Origin of the sequence: Mesorhizobium sp. M7A.F.Ca.US.005.03.1.1 (genome assembly GCF_003997975.1) — a bacterium.
Classification (GTDB): Bacteria; Pseudomonadota; Alphaproteobacteria; order Rhizobiales; family Rhizobiaceae; genus Mesorhizobium; species Mesorhizobium ciceri.
Map to the genome: position 1 here is coordinate 15,636 of NZ_RZRO01000078.1, position 14,455 is coordinate 30,090.

General features: G+C 62.0%; 20 protein-coding genes and 1 other RNA gene. 11 read left to right on the top strand and 10 right to left on the bottom strand.

The features are described 5' to 3' along the window. Positions 1-117 precede the first annotated feature (117 nt). Both EN990_RS25835 and EN990_RS25840 read left to right on the top strand, forming a co-directional pair. Positions 118-558 carry a hypothetical protein gene (locus EN990_RS25835; RefSeq protein WP_127384973.1) on the top strand — a complete coding sequence of 147 codons (441 nt, stop codon included), beginning with the start codon at positions 118-120 and terminating at the stop codon, positions 556-558. Positions 559-565: 7 nt separating this feature from the next. After that, a complete protein-coding gene (locus tag EN990_RS25840) occupies positions 566-877 on the top strand; it encodes a hypothetical protein (protein WP_027162547.1) in 312 nt (103 codons plus the stop codon). A gap of 100 nt (positions 878-977) precedes the next feature. Here the strand turns inward: EN990_RS25840 and msrB are convergent, their stop codons facing one another. From msrB to EN990_RS25865, 5 genes are all read right to left on the bottom strand, one after another. Beyond that, positions 978-1,382, bottom strand: coding sequence for a peptide-methionine (R)-S-oxide reductase MsrB (gene msrB, locus EN990_RS25845; RefSeq protein ID WP_013529102.1), 405 nt, complete (start codon positions 1,380-1,382; stop codon positions 978-980). Between the two features lie 197 nt (positions 1,383-1,579). Continuing rightward, positions 1,580-2,377 carry a hypothetical protein gene (locus EN990_RS25850; RefSeq protein WP_063173260.1) on the bottom strand — a complete coding sequence of 266 codons (798 nt, stop codon included), beginning with the start codon at positions 2,375-2,377 and terminating at the stop codon, positions 1,580-1,582. A gap of 19 nt (positions 2,378-2,396) precedes the next feature. Beyond that, positions 2,397-3,587, bottom strand: a complete 1,191-nt coding sequence (locus EN990_RS25855) for a VWA domain-containing protein (RefSeq protein WP_127369864.1) — start codon at positions 3,585-3,587, stop codon at positions 2,397-2,399. A 6-nt stretch (positions 3,588-3,593) separates the two neighbouring features. Then, positions 3,594-4,040 carry a GNAT family N-acetyltransferase gene (locus tag EN990_RS25860; RefSeq protein ID WP_127369865.1) on the bottom strand — a complete coding sequence of 149 codons (447 nt, stop codon included), beginning with the start codon at positions 4,038-4,040 and terminating at the stop codon, positions 3,594-3,596. A 65-nt stretch (positions 4,041-4,105) separates the two neighbouring features. Beyond that, positions 4,106-4,930, bottom strand: coding sequence for a LysR substrate-binding domain-containing protein (locus EN990_RS25865; RefSeq protein ID WP_245459099.1), 825 nt, complete (start codon positions 4,928-4,930; stop codon positions 4,106-4,108). A gap of 175 nt (positions 4,931-5,105) precedes the next feature. Between EN990_RS25865 and EN990_RS25870 the strand changes: the two genes are divergently transcribed. Next, positions 5,106-6,674 (top strand): MFS transporter, encoded by a 1,569-nt coding sequence (locus EN990_RS25870; RefSeq protein ID WP_245461054.1) that lies wholly within the window; start codon positions 5,106-5,108, stop codon positions 6,672-6,674. A gap of 15 nt (positions 6,675-6,689) precedes the next feature. On the opposite strand, the gene EN990_RS25875 is transcribed toward EN990_RS25870, so the two are convergent. Continuing rightward, positions 6,690-7,529, bottom strand: a complete 840-nt coding sequence (locus tag EN990_RS25875) for a MoxR family ATPase (RefSeq protein WP_013529106.1) — start codon at positions 7,527-7,529, stop codon at positions 6,690-6,692. Between the two features lie 148 nt (positions 7,530-7,677). On the opposite strand from EN990_RS25875, the gene ssrS reads away from it, so the two are divergent. The 4 genes from ssrS (at position 7,678) to EN990_RS25895 (ending at position 10,248) form a co-directional block, all read left to right on the top strand. After that, positions 7,678-7,833, top strand: a non-coding RNA gene (gene ssrS, locus EN990_RS25880) — 6S RNA. A 96-nt stretch (positions 7,834-7,929) separates the two neighbouring features. Further along, entirely contained in the window at positions 7,930-8,517 is a 588-nt protein-coding gene (locus EN990_RS25885) for a 5-formyltetrahydrofolate cyclo-ligase (protein WP_127369648.1), read from the top strand. Between the two features lie 70 nt (positions 8,518-8,587). Then, entirely contained in the window at positions 8,588-9,412 is an 825-nt protein-coding gene (locus EN990_RS25890) for a YmdB family metallophosphoesterase (RefSeq protein ID WP_024502904.1), read from the top strand. Positions 9,413-9,486: 74 nt separating this feature from the next. Beyond that, positions 9,487-10,248 carry a TerC family protein gene (locus tag EN990_RS25895; protein WP_013529109.1) on the top strand — a complete coding sequence of 254 codons (762 nt, stop codon included), beginning with the start codon at positions 9,487-9,489 and terminating at the stop codon, positions 10,246-10,248. 166 nt (positions 10,249-10,414) lie between these two features. Here EN990_RS25895 and EN990_RS25900 read toward each other — a convergent pair whose 3' ends face one another. Beyond that, positions 10,415-10,882 (bottom strand): SRPBCC family protein, encoded by a 468-nt coding sequence (locus EN990_RS25900; RefSeq protein WP_127369214.1) that lies wholly within the window; start codon positions 10,880-10,882, stop codon positions 10,415-10,417. Between the two features lie 16 nt (positions 10,883-10,898). Continuing rightward, positions 10,899-11,381, bottom strand: a complete 483-nt coding sequence (locus EN990_RS25905; RefSeq protein WP_013529111.1) for an SRPBCC domain-containing protein — start codon at positions 11,379-11,381, stop codon at positions 10,899-10,901. A gap of 52 nt (positions 11,382-11,433) precedes the next feature. Here EN990_RS25905 and EN990_RS25910 point away from each other — a divergent pair, with 52 nt between their 5' ends. The 3 genes from EN990_RS25910 (at position 11,434) to EN990_RS25920 (ending at position 13,034) form a co-directional block, all read left to right on the top strand. Next, positions 11,434-11,757 (top strand): helix-turn-helix domain-containing protein, encoded by a 324-nt coding sequence (locus tag EN990_RS25910; protein ID WP_127369215.1) that lies wholly within the window; start codon positions 11,434-11,436, stop codon positions 11,755-11,757. Positions 11,758-11,970: 213 nt separating this feature from the next. After that, complete coding sequence (locus EN990_RS25915; RefSeq protein ID WP_127369216.1) at positions 11,971-12,720, top strand: YebC/PmpR family DNA-binding transcriptional regulator; 750 nt, start codon at positions 11,971-11,973, stop codon at positions 12,718-12,720. Between the two features lie 17 nt (positions 12,721-12,737). Further along, complete coding sequence (locus EN990_RS25920) at positions 12,738-13,034, top strand: SelT/SelW/SelH family protein (RefSeq protein WP_245460989.1); 297 nt, start codon at positions 12,738-12,740, stop codon at positions 13,032-13,034. A gap of 15 nt (positions 13,035-13,049) precedes the next feature. On the opposite strand, the gene EN990_RS25925 is transcribed toward EN990_RS25920, so the two are convergent. Both EN990_RS25925 and EN990_RS25930 read right to left on the bottom strand, forming a co-directional pair. Next, entirely contained in the window at positions 13,050-13,199 is a 150-nt protein-coding gene (locus tag EN990_RS25925; RefSeq protein ID WP_127369218.1) for a hypothetical protein, read from the bottom strand. A gap of 21 nt (positions 13,200-13,220) precedes the next feature. Further along, positions 13,221-13,700, bottom strand: a complete 480-nt coding sequence (locus EN990_RS25930) for an anthrone oxygenase family protein (protein ID WP_027162539.1) — start codon at positions 13,698-13,700, stop codon at positions 13,221-13,223. A gap of 126 nt (positions 13,701-13,826) precedes the next feature. On the opposite strand from EN990_RS25930, the gene EN990_RS25935 reads away from it, so the two are divergent. After that, the coding region (locus EN990_RS25935; protein WP_164766156.1) for a TetR/AcrR family transcriptional regulator at positions 13,827-14,455 on the top strand (629 nt) is incomplete at its 3' end.

The following is a 14,455-nucleotide window of genomic DNA, read 5'->3' on the forward strand; positions in this document are numbered from 1 at the left end:
GCTCACGTACTTTAAGTACGCTCCGCTCCGGTTCTCGAAACCACCACCATATGACTCGCCGGAGCGAATTTCGAAACAGTCTCCGGCCGAGCATGATGCCGAAGCGAGCATCGAGCCATGAGCGAATTCGACTTCGGCGCCCGCCGCGCCTCTGAATTCCGCCAGCGCGGCTTCTGGACGCTGTTCGCCGAGCGGCATCCGGAAGAAAGGGCTCTGATGGCGAGGCGCGGCCCCTGGTTCTGGCAGCGCGGGCTGCCCGATTTCGCCTTGGTCCTTTCCATGTATGTCGCGCCGGCGCAGAACCAGGTCGGCGTCTTCTTCGGCCGCAACGAGAAGTTCGGCGCCACGCAAGCGTGGTCGCGGTTGAAACCGTTCCAGCCTGATATCGAAGCCAGGCTGAAGCTCAGGCCGGAACAGAGTTGCGAGGATCTCGGCATCAATTCGATGTGGCGGGTGAACTGCTATGCCGAGGACAACTGGCCAGCCATGGCCGACTGGCTGGTGACCGAATGTTCGCGCTTCGAGCGCGCGGTAACCGAAGTCCTGAGGCAGGGATAGACATCCGGTGTTGCCAGAGGGTATCGGCTCCTTTTTCCGCTCACGCTGGCAAGGCCAGGTGCCGCTCGACCGGCTGTTCTGGCGCGACCTTGTTCTTGTCGGCACGGCGCTCAACGTCGCATCTCTGGTGGCCGCGATCGTCCTGCTCGGACTGAAGCTGCCGCTCGCGCTGGTTCTGGCGGTGCATTTCGCACCGGTGCCCTACAACCTCTTTCTGACCTTTTCCGTATGGCGAACCACGGAAAAGGCCAGTGGCGCCAAGGCCTCGCTGATGACGCTCGGCGCCACATTATGGCTAATCCTGACGGTCGTGGTCTGAGAGCGGACACGGGCGCCCACCGCGTTCGCCGGGTTCGGCCGGGGGGCAATGAAAAGGGCGGCCGCAGCCGCCCTTTTCATTCATTCAATCGAATTTCGGTTCAGGCCGCCGGCTCGAATTTCAGCGCCACGCCGTTGATGCAATAGCGCAGGCCAGTCGGCGGCGGGCCGTCCTCGAAAACATGGCCGAGATGGCTGCCGCAGCGGGCGCAATGGCATTCGGTGCGAACCATGCCGTAGCTGCGGTCGACGGTGTTTTCGACCGAACCCGGCACCGGGTCGTTGAAGCTCGGCCAGCCGGTGCCGCTCTCGAACTTCAACTTGGATTCAAACAAAGGCTGGTCGCAGCCGACGCAGGAAAAGGTGCCGGCGCGCTTCTCGTAGAGCAAAGCGCAGCTTCCCGGCCGCTCGGTGCCGTGGCCGCGCATGACGGCATACTGCTCCGGCGTCAGCCGGGCGCGCCATTCGGCGTCGGTGCGGGTTACAGGGTAGGTGTGGGTGTCCATGTGATCTCCTCAGCCTTGCCGGCTCGCTACTACAGCGCCGCGCGCCCATCGGACGCGCAAAGGACGCTGTAGTACTTTGGTTTTGCGCATAATCCTTTCCGAACCGGAGGTTCGGGATCATGCGCGGATTGCAACCTCATATTCGCACCAAGATAGGCATTTGTTACGCGATTTGCCCGCATTTTCGATCGTGATCTTTATGCGATCGCCCTGAGATAGCGATCGACCGAAGCAGCCAACGCCGCTTTTGCGCCCCCGATGACATTCTGGTTCCACCATGCACCATAGATATGGTCGAACGCGAATGGCTCCAGTGCCGCCGCGATGCGGCGCACGGCCGCTGCATTGAGCGGAATGTAGTTCGGATAGCTGTACATGAAGCTGACATGGCGGCGCGTCGGCGTCACCTGCAAGATATCGCCGGCCAGCAAGACGTCGCCGACATCGCGTTTCCAGTGCAGCACCTGACCGCCGGCAAAGTGGCCGCCGCAGCGGATGAGCGTCAGCGAAGGGTTTATGGCCAGCGTCTCGCCTTCCCAACTGACGATCGCCTTGTGCGGTCGCATGATCCATTGGCGGTCGTCGGCATGGAGATAAATCGGCACGCCGCCAAACGCCTCGCTCCAACTGGCCATCACCGAATAATAGTGGCAGTGCGAGATGGCGATCGCCGCCAGGCCACCGCGGCGGTTGATCTCGGCCACCGCCTCGTCGCTGACCATCGAAACGCAGTCCCACAGCACGTTGCCGTGTGGCGTCTGCGCCAGCAGCGCCCGTTGGCCGATGGCGAAGCGCGGCTCGATGCCGAAGGCGAGAACGCCGGCATCGTCCTTCATCACAAGCCGGTGCCCTTCGGCAAGTTCCTCCGGCGTGATCCACGCTTGGCCCTCCCAGCGCACATATTGGCGCTCGTCCTCGCAGATCGGGCAATGTTCTGGCGGCGTCTCTGTCGCCGCGAACTGGACGCCGCATTGCAGGCAGAGGAAGCAGGTCATCGGATCTCCTGTCGGTCTTTCAGTGCTTTCTTGAAAGCTGCTTGGTCGCGCCCTCAAGCCCGGCCAGCGTCAGCGGGAACATGCGGCCGCCGAAGATGTCGCGGATCATCGCAATCGAATGGGTGTAGCCCCAGTTCTTGGGGTCTTCGGGGTTCAGCCATACCGCGTTCGGCCATTGCTGCAGCAGACGGCCGAGCCAGACGCTGCCCGCCTCCGGATTCCAGTGCTCGACCGAACCGCCGGGGTGAGCGATCTCGTAAGGGCTCATCGAGGCGTCGCCGACGACGATCACCTTGTAGTCCGGCCCATATTTGTGGAGCAGGTCGAAGGTCGGAATCACCTCGGCATGCCTGCGGCGATTGTCCTTCCACACGCCCTCATAGAGGCAGTTGTGGAAATAGAAATATTCGAGCTGGCGGAATTCGGCGCGGGCGGCCGAGAACAGCTCCTCGACGCTTTTGATGTGGTCGTCCATCGAGCCGCCGACATCGAAGAACATCAACAGCTTCACCGCGTTGCGCCGCTCTGGCCGCGTCTGCACGTCGAGATAGCCGTGTTCGGCCGTGGCGTGAATGGTGCCGGGCAGGTCGAACTCCTCCTCGGCACCCTCGCGCACCCAGCGACGCAGGCGTTTCAGTGCGATCTTGATGTTGCGGGTGCCGAGTTCGACGGCATCGTCAAAATTCCTGAACTCGCGTTTGTCCCAGACCTTCACCGCGCGGCGGCTGCGGCTTTCATGCTGGCCGATGCGCACGCCTTCGGGATTGTAGCAATAGGCGCCGAAAGGCGAGGTGCCGCCGGTGCCGATCCATTTCGAGCCGCCCTGGTGACGGCCTTTTTGCTCCTGCAGCCGCTGTTTCAATGTCTCCATCAGTTTCTCGAAACCGCCGAGCGCTTCGACCAGTTTTTTCTCCTCGTCGGTCAGGTGCTTTTCGGCGAGACGGCGCAACCATTCCTCGGGGATGTTGGCGATATCGACTGCATCCGGCCCGCCCAGTGCTTCGATGCCCTTGAAGACATGCGCGAACACCTGGTCGAAGCGGTCGATATGGCGCTCGTCCTTCACTAGGGCGGCGCGGGCGAGGTAATAAAAACCTTCGACGTCGTAGTCGACCAGCCCGGCTTCCAGACCCTCCAGCAGCGACAGATATTCCCTGAGCGAGACGGGAACGCGTGCTGCCTTCAGTTCGAGGAAGAAGGGGATGAACATGGCCGGTTACAGCAAATCATACTCGATGAAGCCCGTGCGGCGGGCGACGTGGTCGTAAAGCTTGCGCGCGGTGGCGTTGGTCTCGTGCGTCATCCAGTAGACATTCTTGACGCCGATCTTTGCCGCCTCTTCCTTCACTGCGTTGATAAGGGCGGCGCCGATCTCCTTGCCGCGCACATCCGGGTCGGCGAACAAATCCTGCAGATAGCAGTTGTTTTTCTCCGACCAGCCGGAGCGGTGGTACAGGTAGTGCGTGAGACCGACCGCCTTGCCGTCCAGTGTGGCGATGAAGCCTTTTGGCTCGAATTCGCCCGGAGTGAACAGCCGCTTCCAGGTGACGGCGTAGACCTCTTCCGGCAGCTTCGTCTCATAGAAGGTGAGATAGTCGGTCCACAGGCGCCGCCAATCGGCGTGGTCGGACTGCGCGAGCGGGCGGACGATTATCTCGGACATTTCGTTCCCTCTGAAGTCTGGAACCCGATCCATACCAATAGAATCGGGATCAGGAACACCCTTGCCTATTCGGCAGGCGAATTATATTCGCGAAAAGCGGTCGCGAGCATGTGCAGCGCCTCCCGCGCCCGCGGCGGCAGAGCGTGCGACTGCAAAACGATCTCGGACGGGGGAATTGGTGGCAGGCCGAGTTTGCGGCCCACCTCGATCAAGCCCGGGGGCACAACCCGGTAAGCGAGGGCGGAAAGGGCAAAGCCCGCCGATACCGCGATGTTGACGGCAGCGCCGCCGCCGCCGACGAAAGCCTCATTCCAGGCGATGCCTGCCCGGTCCAGCGCCTCGACCGCTCTCATACGGTCCGGGCAATTGCATCTGGTGCTTAAAAGAGCCAGGCGCAGGGGCGTGCCTGGTCGCCATTCGAAGCCAGGTGCCGCGAACCAGCCATAGTGGGTGCGCGACAAAGCTTCACCGCGTCGACTGTCATCTTCCTGGTGCACAATCACCGCATCGAGTTCGCCGCGATCGAAAGCTTCTTCCAGCATGGAGCTGGTATCGATCCGTATGTTGAGCGCGAGCGACGGATCGTGGGCATGAAGCTGGGCGATCAGCGTGGAAAGCTCAGGCCCCGCGACATGATCGACGAAGCCGAGCGCAAGCCGACATGGCGCCGCGGAAAATTCCGCGACGGCGCGTTCATGGGCGGCAAGGAATTCGCGGGCCACGGGCAGGAAGACAGCCCCCCTTTCCGACAGTGCCACGCGGCGCGGGGTTCGTTCGATCAAACGTGCGCCGAGCTTTTCCTCGAGCCGCCGCAACTTGACGCTGATCGTCGCCTGGGTGCTGCCAAGTGCTGCAGCCGCCCGGGTGAAGCTCTGCAGGTCGGCCACCATGACGAAAGTGCGCACGGCATCGACATCGAGACTGGCCATCTCCGTCATTCCATTTTGTTATCTCTGAAATAGAAATGCATAGTCTTTTTTCATAGTCAAGCCTCGTCTATGTCATCTCGACCGCAGTTTGAAGAGCCAGCCCGGTTCCAGAATGCTTCGACAGAAAGTGATCGACATGACGTTTCAAATCGACCGAAACACCGTTGCGCTTGCCGGGGCCTGCCTTGCCTCGCTGCTGTTCGGCCTCGAAATCTCCAGCGTCCCGGTGATCCTTCCGAAACTGGAAAGCGTGCTCGCCGCCGACTTCAAGGATCTGCAATGGATCATGAACGCCTACACCATTGCCTGCACCACGGTGCTGATGGCGACAGGAACGCTGGCCGACCGCTTCGGCCGCAAACGGGTGATGGTGATCGCCACCATCGCCTTCGGGCTGGCCTCACTGCTGTGCGGCCTCGCGCCGAGCGCTTCGCTCCTCATCATTGCACGCTTCCTGCAAGGCCTGGCGGGAGGGGCGATGTTCACTTGCAGCGTGGCCGTCTTGTCCCACCAGTTTCAGGACGGCAGCGAACGCGGCAAGGCTTTTGTGGCCTGGAGCGTCGTCTCGGGGATCGGGCTTGGCTTTGGTCCCGCCATCGGTGGATTGATCGTCGCGTTCTCGAGCTGGCAGTGGGTGTTCCTCATCCATGTGCCGCTTGCCATCCTTGCGCTGGTCTTCATCGGTGCCGGTGTCACCGAATCACGCGACCGCAATGCCCAGAAGCTTGACCGTGCCGGTATCCTGACGCTCTCGTTCGCGGTGTTCGGCTTCTCCTATCTGATCACGCAAGGAGCCGATCTCGGCTCTGGCGCCCGCATCGGCGTAGCAAGTGCTGCCGTGCTGGCCTTCGCCGCGTTCCTCGTTGCCGAGAAGATCAGCCCCTACCCGATGTTCGATTTCTCGGTGTTCCGGATCCGTCAATTTTCGGGAGCGATCATGGGCGGCATCGGCATGAATTTCAGCTATTGGCCGTTCATCATCTATCTGCCGATCTATTTTTCGGGTGTGCTCGGCTACGACAGCACCACGACCGGCCTGCTGCTGCTCGTCTACACGCTTCCCTTGATGCTGATGTCCTCGACCGCCGAGCGCCTGCGCGCCCGCTATCAGGCGCGGGTGGCGATCCCGCTCGGGTTGCTGACATTGGGGGTCGGCTTTATCGCCATGAGGATAGGTTCGAGCCTTGAGGGAGCCAGCTGGCTGACCATGCTGCCCGGTACGCTGATCGCCGGTATCGGTATCGGCCTCACCAACTCACCGACCACCAACACCACGACGGGTTCGGTGTCGCCGGATCGCGCCGGCATGGCTTCGGGCATCGATATCAGCGCGCGGCTGATCACGCTGGCCATCAACATCGCGGTGCTGGGCCTGCTGTTGACGCAGGGAATTGCTTCCTATCTCAAAACCGCATTGGGCACTGCCCTTGACCCGGACGAATTGCGCGCGTTGGCGGAAAAGATCGCCACCGGAAATCTCGATGGCCTCTCGCAATATTCGCCCAGGCTGGCGACCCTCGACCCGTCCGGCGCGCTTGCGCATGCCGCCTTAGTCAACGGTTTTGGCTGGGTCATGCTCTATAGCGGGATCGGCGTTCTTGCCCTTGCCGTCATCAGCTTCGTCGTCTTCGGCCCCAGAAACGTCGCGCCGCAAGAGGCAAGGGACCGTCATCGTGCTCAGGGCGCAAGCGAAGCTCGATCGTAGCCAGTGCCCGGCGCCTCACCCTTGCCTGCGCGCCATGAAGGCAAGCCGCTCGAACAGATGGACATCCTGTTCGTTCTTCAGCAATGCGCCATGCAGCTTGGGCAACGCGTTCTTCGGGTCGGCGCGCAGATCCTCGGGCGCGATGTCGTCGGCGACCAGCAGCCTTATCCAGTCGAGCGCCTCGGAGGTCGACGGTTTTTTCTTCAGCCCCGGCACTTCGCGGATCTCGTAGAACTGGGTGAGGGCTGCCCGAACCAGGTTCTGCTTGATGCCGGGATAGTGGACGTCGACGATTCTGTGCAGCGTGTCGACGTCGGGAAAGCGGATGTAATGGAAGAAGCAGCGGCGCAGGAACGCGTCCGGCAACTCCTTCTCGTTGTTGGAAGTGATGATGACGATCGGCCTGACGGCGGCGCGGATGGTTTCGCCGGTCTCGTAGACGAAGAACTCCATCCGATCGAGTTCCTGCAGGAGATCGTTTGGGAATTCGATGTCGGCCTTGTCGATCTCGTCGATCAAGAGCACGACCTTCCTGCCGGCGGCGAAAGCCTCCCAGAGTTTGCCGCGCTTGATGTAATTCCTGATGTCGTTGAAGCGCTCGTCGCCCAACTGGCTGTCGCGCAGGCGCGAGACGGCATCATATTCGTACAGGCCCTGCTGCGCCCGCGTCGTCGACTTGACGTGCCATTCGATGAGGTCGAGGCCGAGTGCAGCCGCCACCTGGCGGGCCAGTTCCGTCTTGCCGGTGCCGGGCTCGCCCTTGACCAGCAAGGGCCGCTCCAGCGCGATCGCCGCATTGACGGCCACCATCAGATCCTTGTCGGCGACATAGGCCGCCGTGCCTTCGAAACGCATTCTTGCTCCTCGGTTGGTCATCGCGACCGTAAGGACGAGGCCGTGCCTGTGCAAGGGTGAGGTGTTGGCGGCGCGAGGGCCTGAACCCAACACGGAAAGAGTGCCCGTCTCACTGGCGCTTAGCCGGCCGGCAGCCTATATTGGGCGGGACGGTCTGTGCTTCCCGGCAGGAGAACATTTTCCCCGGGGCCTTAACGATCCTTAGGGAGCTGTCCCTGGGAAGACCCGTGGGTTTTCTCACACGGCGCCCACCTACTTTGTAGGTTCCCGGGATCGCTCTCTCCACCGGTTGTGTGGATCGTCACTTATTGCCACGCGTCCCGCATTTCGGTGGATGATTGCGGTGGAAAACGTCGCTCCCAACACTCCATCCAGATCTGACCTTTTCTACCCTGACTGCATGACCTCTCTCAAAGACCTCAAAAAGCAGCTTCGCCGCGAGGCCCTCGGACGCCGCGATGCGCTCGATGAATTCTGGCGGGTGGAGGTCGCGCTTGAAATGGCTGAGACGGCACGCGATCATCTCCATGTCGAGCCGGGCCAGATCGTTTCCGGCTTCTGGCCGATGCGCTCGGAAGTCGACGTCAGGCCGCTGATGTTTGCCTTGCGCGAAAAGGGCGCGCGGCTTTGCCTGCCGGCCATTCTCGACAAAACCACGATCGTCTTTCGCGAACTGGTGCGCGGCGCGCCGATGGTCGAGATGGGTTTCGGCACGGTCGGCCCGCATGAAGAAGCAGAAGTGCTCGACCCCTCGGTGATGCTGGTGCCGCTCGCCGCCTTCGATGCGCGCGGCCATCGCATCGGCTATGGTGCCGGCTATTACGACCGCGCCATCGCCAAGCTGATCGACAAGGGACAGCCGCCGCGGCTGGTCGGCATCGCCTTCGACTGCCAGGAGGTGGCAATGGTGCCGGATGAGGAACATGACGTCGTCATTCCGGAAATACTGACCGAGAGCGGGTTGCGCCGCTTCGCGTCAAAATTGTAGATAAAAGGACGCATGATCTTTCACAGACGTCATGCAGCTTTTGCTTCGCTGACCTTCGGTGCGGGATCATATGAGACTTCTCTTCCTCGGTGACATGGTTGGAAAGACGGGACGGACGGCGGTGTGGGAACAACTGCCCGGCTTGATCTCCGACTTCAAACTCGATTTCGTCATCGTCAACGGTGAGAACGCCGCCGGCGGCTTCGGCATCACCGAAGATATCTTTCGCGAGACGATCGCGGCCGGTGCGGATGTCGTCACAACCGGCAACCATGTCTGGGACCAGCGCGACGCACTCGCCTTCGCGCCGCGCGAAGAGCGCTTCCTGCGCCCCTCGAACTTTCCCAAGGGCACGCCCGGGCGCGGCTCCGGCGTCTACATCGCCAGGAGCGGCGCGCGCGTGCTGGTCGCCAACATCATGGGCCGGGTGTTCATGCATCCCGAACTCGACGATCCCTTCCAGGCTGGCGAACGCGAGCTTGCCGCCTGTCCGCTCGGCGAGCAGGCGGATGCCGTGATCATCGACTTCCACGCCGAGGCGACCTCGGAAAAGATGTGCTTCGCGCATTTCGTCGACGGCCGCGCCAGCCTCGTCGTCGGCACCCACACCCACCAGCCGACCGGCGATCACCAGATCCTCAATGGCGGCACCGGTTATATGTCCGACGCCGGCATGTGCGGCGACTATGATTCCTCGCTCGGCATGGACAAGGAGGAGCCGCTCAACCGGTTCCTGTCGAAAGTGCCGAAAGGCCGCTTCGAAGCGGCGACCGGACCGGCGACCTTGTGCGGCGTCGGCGTCGATATTTCCGACCGCACCGGGCTGACCGAGCGGATCGCGCCGTTTCGTCGCGGCCCGCGGCTGGAGGAAACCGCACCGTCCTTCTGGTCATGACATTGATATAGGCACGCTTAGTACCTAACTGCCGGCGACACTGCTCTAGATCGTTAAAAGAGGGGACGACCTCCATGCAGCTCATCGAATTCCTGGCGCCGCATTTTCAATTTGTGTCCGATCCAACCGCCTGGGTCGCGCTGCTGACGCTGATTGTGCTCGAGGTCGTGCTCGGCATCGACAATCTGATCTTCATCTCGATCCTGACCAACAAGCTGCCGGAAGCACAACGGGCCCGTGCCCGCCGGCTCGGCATCTCGGCGGCGCTGATCATGCGGCTGGTGCTGCTGGCCACCATTTCGATCATCGTCCAGCTGACCACGCCGGTGTTCACGGCCTTCGGCCACGGTTTTTCCTGGCGCGACCTGATCCTGATCGCCGGCGGCCTGTTCCTGGTCTGGAAGGCGACCAAGGAGATCCATCACACGGTCGATCCCGACGACCACAAGGATACGATGATGGGCGAGACGCTGCAGATCAGCCTCGCCGGCGCGATCTTCCAGATCCTGCTGCTCGACCTGGTCTTCTCAATCGATTCGATCATCACCGCCGTCGGCATGACCGACGAGATCGCCATCATGTACATCGCCGTGATCGTGGCGGTCAGCGTGATGATGCTGGCGGCCGGGCCGCTGGCCAACTTCATCGCCAAGAACCCGAGCATTGTCATGCTGGCGCTGGGCTTCCTTTTGATGATCGGCATGACACTGATCGCCGACGGCATGGGCTACCATGTGCCCAAGGGCTACATCTATGCGGCGATGGGCTTTTCGGCATTGGTCGAGGGGCTCAACATGCTGGCGCGGCGGCGCAAGAAGCCGGGCGGCGGGCATTGAGGCATGAGCAGCAGGGACCTTAGCCAGAATCAGCGCGATCAGTTGGCCAAGCTGGCTGAATTGCCTGACAGCGAGATCGATATCTTGGACATTCCGGGAGCTCCGGCCGAGAATTGGGCTCAAGCTCGTCGTGAGCAGGAAAAGCGGCGATCCCAAGCCCGCCGGTTCAGTTAGCCGGCACGCCCTTCGGGTGACGGTCGCCGATCAGGCCGAGCGTCAGGCCTTGTTCCAGCCACGCCTTGGCACCGGCCAGCACCAGCGTGAAGCCGCCGGTTGAGCCGACGGCCTCTTTGACCTGCCCGTCGCCATCGCCGGCGAAGCCAAAATTGCGAACCTCGAGAAAAGTTGTCTCGCCAGGCATTTCGGTGAAAGTCCAGACCACGGTGGTCGGTGGATCGCTCCACTGCATGACGATCTTTTCGTTCGGAACGATCTCGCTGACGTCGACCGTCGTCGAGACGCCGTACATGCGCCATTCCCAGTGGATCTGCTCGCCGCTGTCCAGCCGGCCGCTGCTATGGGTAAACCAGAATTTTGTGGTGATGGCCGGGTCGACGAAGGCCTCGAACACTTCGGCGACAGGCCGCCGGATCAGCATGCCGGCTTCGGCGGTCGGTTTTTCGTGGATGTCCATGGAATGCTCCTAATGGTCAGATATTGGTCTCGTTGGCGGGTTCGCCTTTCATCTCGCTGCGGTAGTAACCGTCGCGCAAATTGATGCCGTACTCGACATAGGCCTTCATGCAGGCCAGCATCTGCGACCAGCCCTCGCAATTGAGATAGGACTTCTTCAGGCCGACCGCGCCTTCCTGCCAGCCGCTCTCGGCGATGGTGACGAAGGTGCCGCCATCGTCCAGCGGTTCGAAGTTCATCTCGATGCGGGTTTTGTAGGCCGGCTTGCCGTCCTCATCGGTGGCATCCCAGCGCAGCACGATGCGGCGGTCCTTGACCACTTCGTCGACCTCAACCGGCACCTTGCCCCACCAGACGACGCCGGCGCCGGCTTCCAGCGGGGCGCTGGCGCCGCCGATCGTGGTGAAATAGCCGCTCAGTTTCTTCGGATTGACGACTGCGTCGAAGACGTCGGCGACCGGCTTGCCGATGCGTCCGGAAACACTGAATCCAAGTGACATATCAACAGCTCCTTCCCTTGATCGGTTCAACAATATGTTATATAAACATAACATGTCAAGCCGATCGCAAGACGACAATGTTTTCAAGGCGCTGGCGCATCCGCGCCGGCGTGAAATACTGGATCAGCTGAAGGACGCGCCGAAGACGACCGGCACGCTGTGCGAGGCCTTTCCCGATATCGATCGCTGCACGGTCATGCTGCATCTGAAGGTGCTGGAGGAGGCCGACCTGATCGTTGCGCGGCGCGACGGCCGCGAGCGCTGGAACCATCTCAACGCGCTGCCGATCAAGCAGATCCACGACCGCTGGATCAGCCAGTATGCCGGCCATGCGCTCAGCATCATCGACCGGCTGAAATCCGATCTGGAGGCGTGAATGCTTGCTGCAGCCCATGGCGCGCGTCCCGTGCGCGGTGCGGCTGGACGAATTGAGCCGATTTATCTATAAGCCGGCCATTCCGACAGAGAACGCCGTGCTTCCAAGAGGTGCACCTGGGACGCTCTGAAATTTTGAATTCGGGCATTGCGGCAGACGAGGTCAGATCACTTCGCTTCGGGATGCTCTAGCCGAGAAGACGACAGGGGTGCCATGGCTGGCCATTCACAGTTCAAGAACATCATGCACCGCAAGGGCCGCCAGGATGCGGTGCGGTCGAAAATGTTTTCCAAGCTGGCGCGCGAAATCACCGTCGCCGCCAAGAGCGGGACGCCCGATCCATCGATGAACCCGCGCTTGCGCCTGGCGATCCAGAACGCCAAGGCGGTGTCGATGCCGAAGGACAACATCCAGCGCGCCGTCAACAAGGCCTCGATGGGCGATGCCGAGAATTACGAAGCCGTGCGCTATGAGGGCTATGGCCCGGGCGGCGTCGCTGTCATTGTCGAGGCGCTGACCGACAACCGCAACCGCTCGGCGTCCAATGTGCGTGCTGCCTTCACCAAGGCCGGCGGCGCGATGGGCGAAACGGGCTCGGTTTCCTTCATGTGGGACCGCGTCGGCGAGATCTATTATCCGGCATCGGCCGGCAGCGCCGACAAGGTCATGGAAGCGGCAATCGAAGCCGGCGCCGACGACGTGGAAACCGACGAGGAGGGCCACACCATCTATTGCGCCTTCGAGAATCTCGGTGAGGTATCGAAGGCTCTGGAAACCTCGCTCGGCGAGGCAGAATCGGTGAAGCCGATCTGGCGGCCGCAGAACAACGTTCCGGTCGACGAGGAGCGGGCACAGTCGCTGATGAAACTGGTCGCCACGCTCGAGGACGACGACGACGTGCAGAGCGTCTACGCCAACTTCGAAGTCGACGACGAGACCATGGCCAAGCTCAGCGCGGCATGAGCGGAGCTCAGCCCGGCATGAGCGAAAGCGTGCTCCCCGCCATCCGCATCAGCTACTGCACGCAGTGCCAGTGGCTGTTGCGCGCCGGCTGGATGGCGCAGGAGCTGCTGTCGACCTTCGGCACGGACCTTGGCGAAGTAACGCTGGTGCCGGGCACCGGCGGCATCTTCACCATTTCCTGCAATGACGTGCTTGTCTGGGAGCGCAAGCGCGACGGCGGTTTTCCGGACGCGGCCAAGCTGAAGCAACTGGTCCGCGATGTCATTGATCCGGACCGCGACCTCGGTCATTCCGATCGGAAGACAAAGGCGTAGAGGCCGCCGCTGCCGTCACTTGCGTCGCCACGCTCCGAAGGCGGCGCCAATCGCAACACCCACGGCGACGCCCATCGGAAGGTCATCCAGAGCGGTGCCGACCGCGGCACCGACACCAACTCCGATTGCCATGCCGAAGGCCATATTCGAATATTGATCCTTCATCGGTGGCTCCATCCATCCTTTTCAACGCGCGGCGAACCAGAAGGATGCCAGCGCGGCTATGCCGCTGATGGTGCGGACATGGTTCCACATCACCCACTCGTTGAGGTAGCGCGACCACAGGCTTGCGCCATTGCTGCTGGCCGGATCGACGGCGGCGAGCGCATCGTTGAGCGGGACGTTGAAGATCATCGTCACCACCACGATGCCGATGAGATAGAGCAGGCTGCCGGCAACCAGCCAGAGCGAGCCTGGCTGGTTCCAGCCGATCACCGCACCGATGGCGACAACGATGCAGACGAGAGCCGTGCCGAACAGTGCTGTCATGAACAGCGGCGTCACGGCTGTGACGTTGATGGAATTCATCGCGGCAATGCCGCTTGCGGCTGGCATGCGGGCGAGGCCCGGCATGACGAAGCTGGAGAAAGCAAAGAAGACGCCGCCGACGACGCCTGAGCCAAGTGCGGCAATGAAGATGAGAGTGGGAAGAAGTTTCGCGATCATGTCAGTTGCTCCAGATGCCCATTGTGCTTTCCTCCGCATAAACGTGATTAATCCTCACATTTGCAAAACGTGATAAACCCTCGTATTTCTCGAGTCAAGTGATTTTGGCGGCATTTGGAGTCAGGTATGGAAGACGCGGCAACCCCCGTTTCCGCACAGAAGCAGGCTGCTTCACCGCGTCGGGCGCCGAGCCAGCAGCGCAGCCGCGAGCGGGTCGAGCGCATGCTGGCGGCTGCCTCGGCGCTGATCGCCGAGCAAGGCAGCGATGCCATGCGCATGGGTGAGGTGGCGGAGCGCGCTGGGGTGTCGATCGGGTCGCTCTACCAGTTCTTTCCGGACAAGCGGGCGATCATCTGGGCGCTGGCCGAGCGCTACACCGCCGAAAGCCAGTCCTGCATTTCGGCAGCACTGGCTGGTATCAGCGACGCCGAAGGCCTGCAGTCCGCGTTTTCAGAGTTGGTCGACATCTATTACCGGCTGTTCCTGGCCGAGCCGGTGATACGCGACATCTGGTCGGGCACGCAGGCCGACAAGGCGCTGCGCCAGCTCGAACTCGCCGACAGCCGCGCCAACGCCGAATTCCTCAGCGCGGTGCTGAAACGGCTGCGGCCGGCAGCCGATCCGGCGACACTGGAAACCACGGCGTTTCTGGTCTGGCAGATGGGCGAGGCCGCCATGCGGCTGGCGATCTCGGTTGAGCGGCAGGAGGGCGACAGGCTGGTCGCCGCCTACAAGCGCATGGCGTTAAGGGAATT

Bases quoted from the DNA above. Each gene is read 5' to 3' on its own strand.
- EN990_RS25835 (WP_127384973.1), top strand. From the start codon at position 118: ATGAGCGAATTCGACTTCGGCGCCCGCCGCGCCTCTGAATTCCGCCAG.
- msrB (WP_013529102.1), bottom strand. From the start codon at position 1,382: ATGGACACCCACACCTACCCTGTAACCCGCACCGACGCCGAATGGCGC.
- EN990_RS25850 (WP_063173260.1), bottom strand. From the start codon at position 2,377: ATGACCTGCTTCCTCTGCCTGCAATGCGGCGTCCAGTTCGCGGCGACA.
- EN990_RS25855 (WP_127369864.1), bottom strand. From the start codon at position 3,587: ATGTTCATCCCCTTCTTCCTCGAACTGAAGGCAGCACGCGTTCCCGTC.
- EN990_RS25860 (WP_127369865.1), bottom strand. From the start codon at position 4,040: ATGTCCGAGATAATCGTCCGCCCGCTCGCGCAGTCCGACCACGCCGAT.
- EN990_RS25865 (WP_245459099.1), bottom strand. From the start codon at position 4,930: ATGGTGGCCGACCTGCAGAGCTTCACCCGGGCGGCTGCAGCACTTGGC.
- EN990_RS25870 (WP_245461054.1), top strand. From the start codon at position 5,106: ATGACGTTTCAAATCGACCGAAACACCGTTGCGCTTGCCGGGGCCTGC.
- EN990_RS25875 (WP_013529106.1), bottom strand. From the start codon at position 7,529: ATGCGTTTCGAAGGCACGGCGGCCTATGTCGCCGACAAGGATCTGATG.
- EN990_RS25885 (WP_127369648.1), top strand. From the start codon at position 7,930: ATGACCTCTCTCAAAGACCTCAAAAAGCAGCTTCGCCGCGAGGCCCTC.
- EN990_RS25890 (WP_024502904.1), top strand. From the start codon at position 8,588: ATGAGACTTCTCTTCCTCGGTGACATGGTTGGAAAGACGGGACGGACG.
- EN990_RS25895 (WP_013529109.1), top strand. From the start codon at position 9,487: ATGCAGCTCATCGAATTCCTGGCGCCGCATTTTCAATTTGTGTCCGAT.
- EN990_RS25900 (WP_127369214.1), bottom strand. From the start codon at position 10,882: ATGGACATCCACGAAAAACCGACCGCCGAAGCCGGCATGCTGATCCGG.
- EN990_RS25905 (WP_013529111.1), bottom strand. From the start codon at position 11,381: ATGTCACTTGGATTCAGTGTTTCCGGACGCATCGGCAAGCCGGTCGCC.
- EN990_RS25910 (WP_127369215.1), top strand. From the start codon at position 11,434: ATGTCAAGCCGATCGCAAGACGACAATGTTTTCAAGGCGCTGGCGCAT.
- EN990_RS25915 (WP_127369216.1), top strand. From the start codon at position 11,971: ATGGCTGGCCATTCACAGTTCAAGAACATCATGCACCGCAAGGGCCGC.
- EN990_RS25920 (WP_245460989.1), top strand. From the start codon at position 12,738: ATGAGCGAAAGCGTGCTCCCCGCCATCCGCATCAGCTACTGCACGCAG.
- EN990_RS25925 (WP_127369218.1), bottom strand. From the start codon at position 13,199: ATGAAGGATCAATATTCGAATATGGCCTTCGGCATGGCAATCGGAGTT.
- EN990_RS25930 (WP_027162539.1), bottom strand. From the start codon at position 13,700: ATGATCGCGAAACTTCTTCCCACTCTCATCTTCATTGCCGCACTTGGC.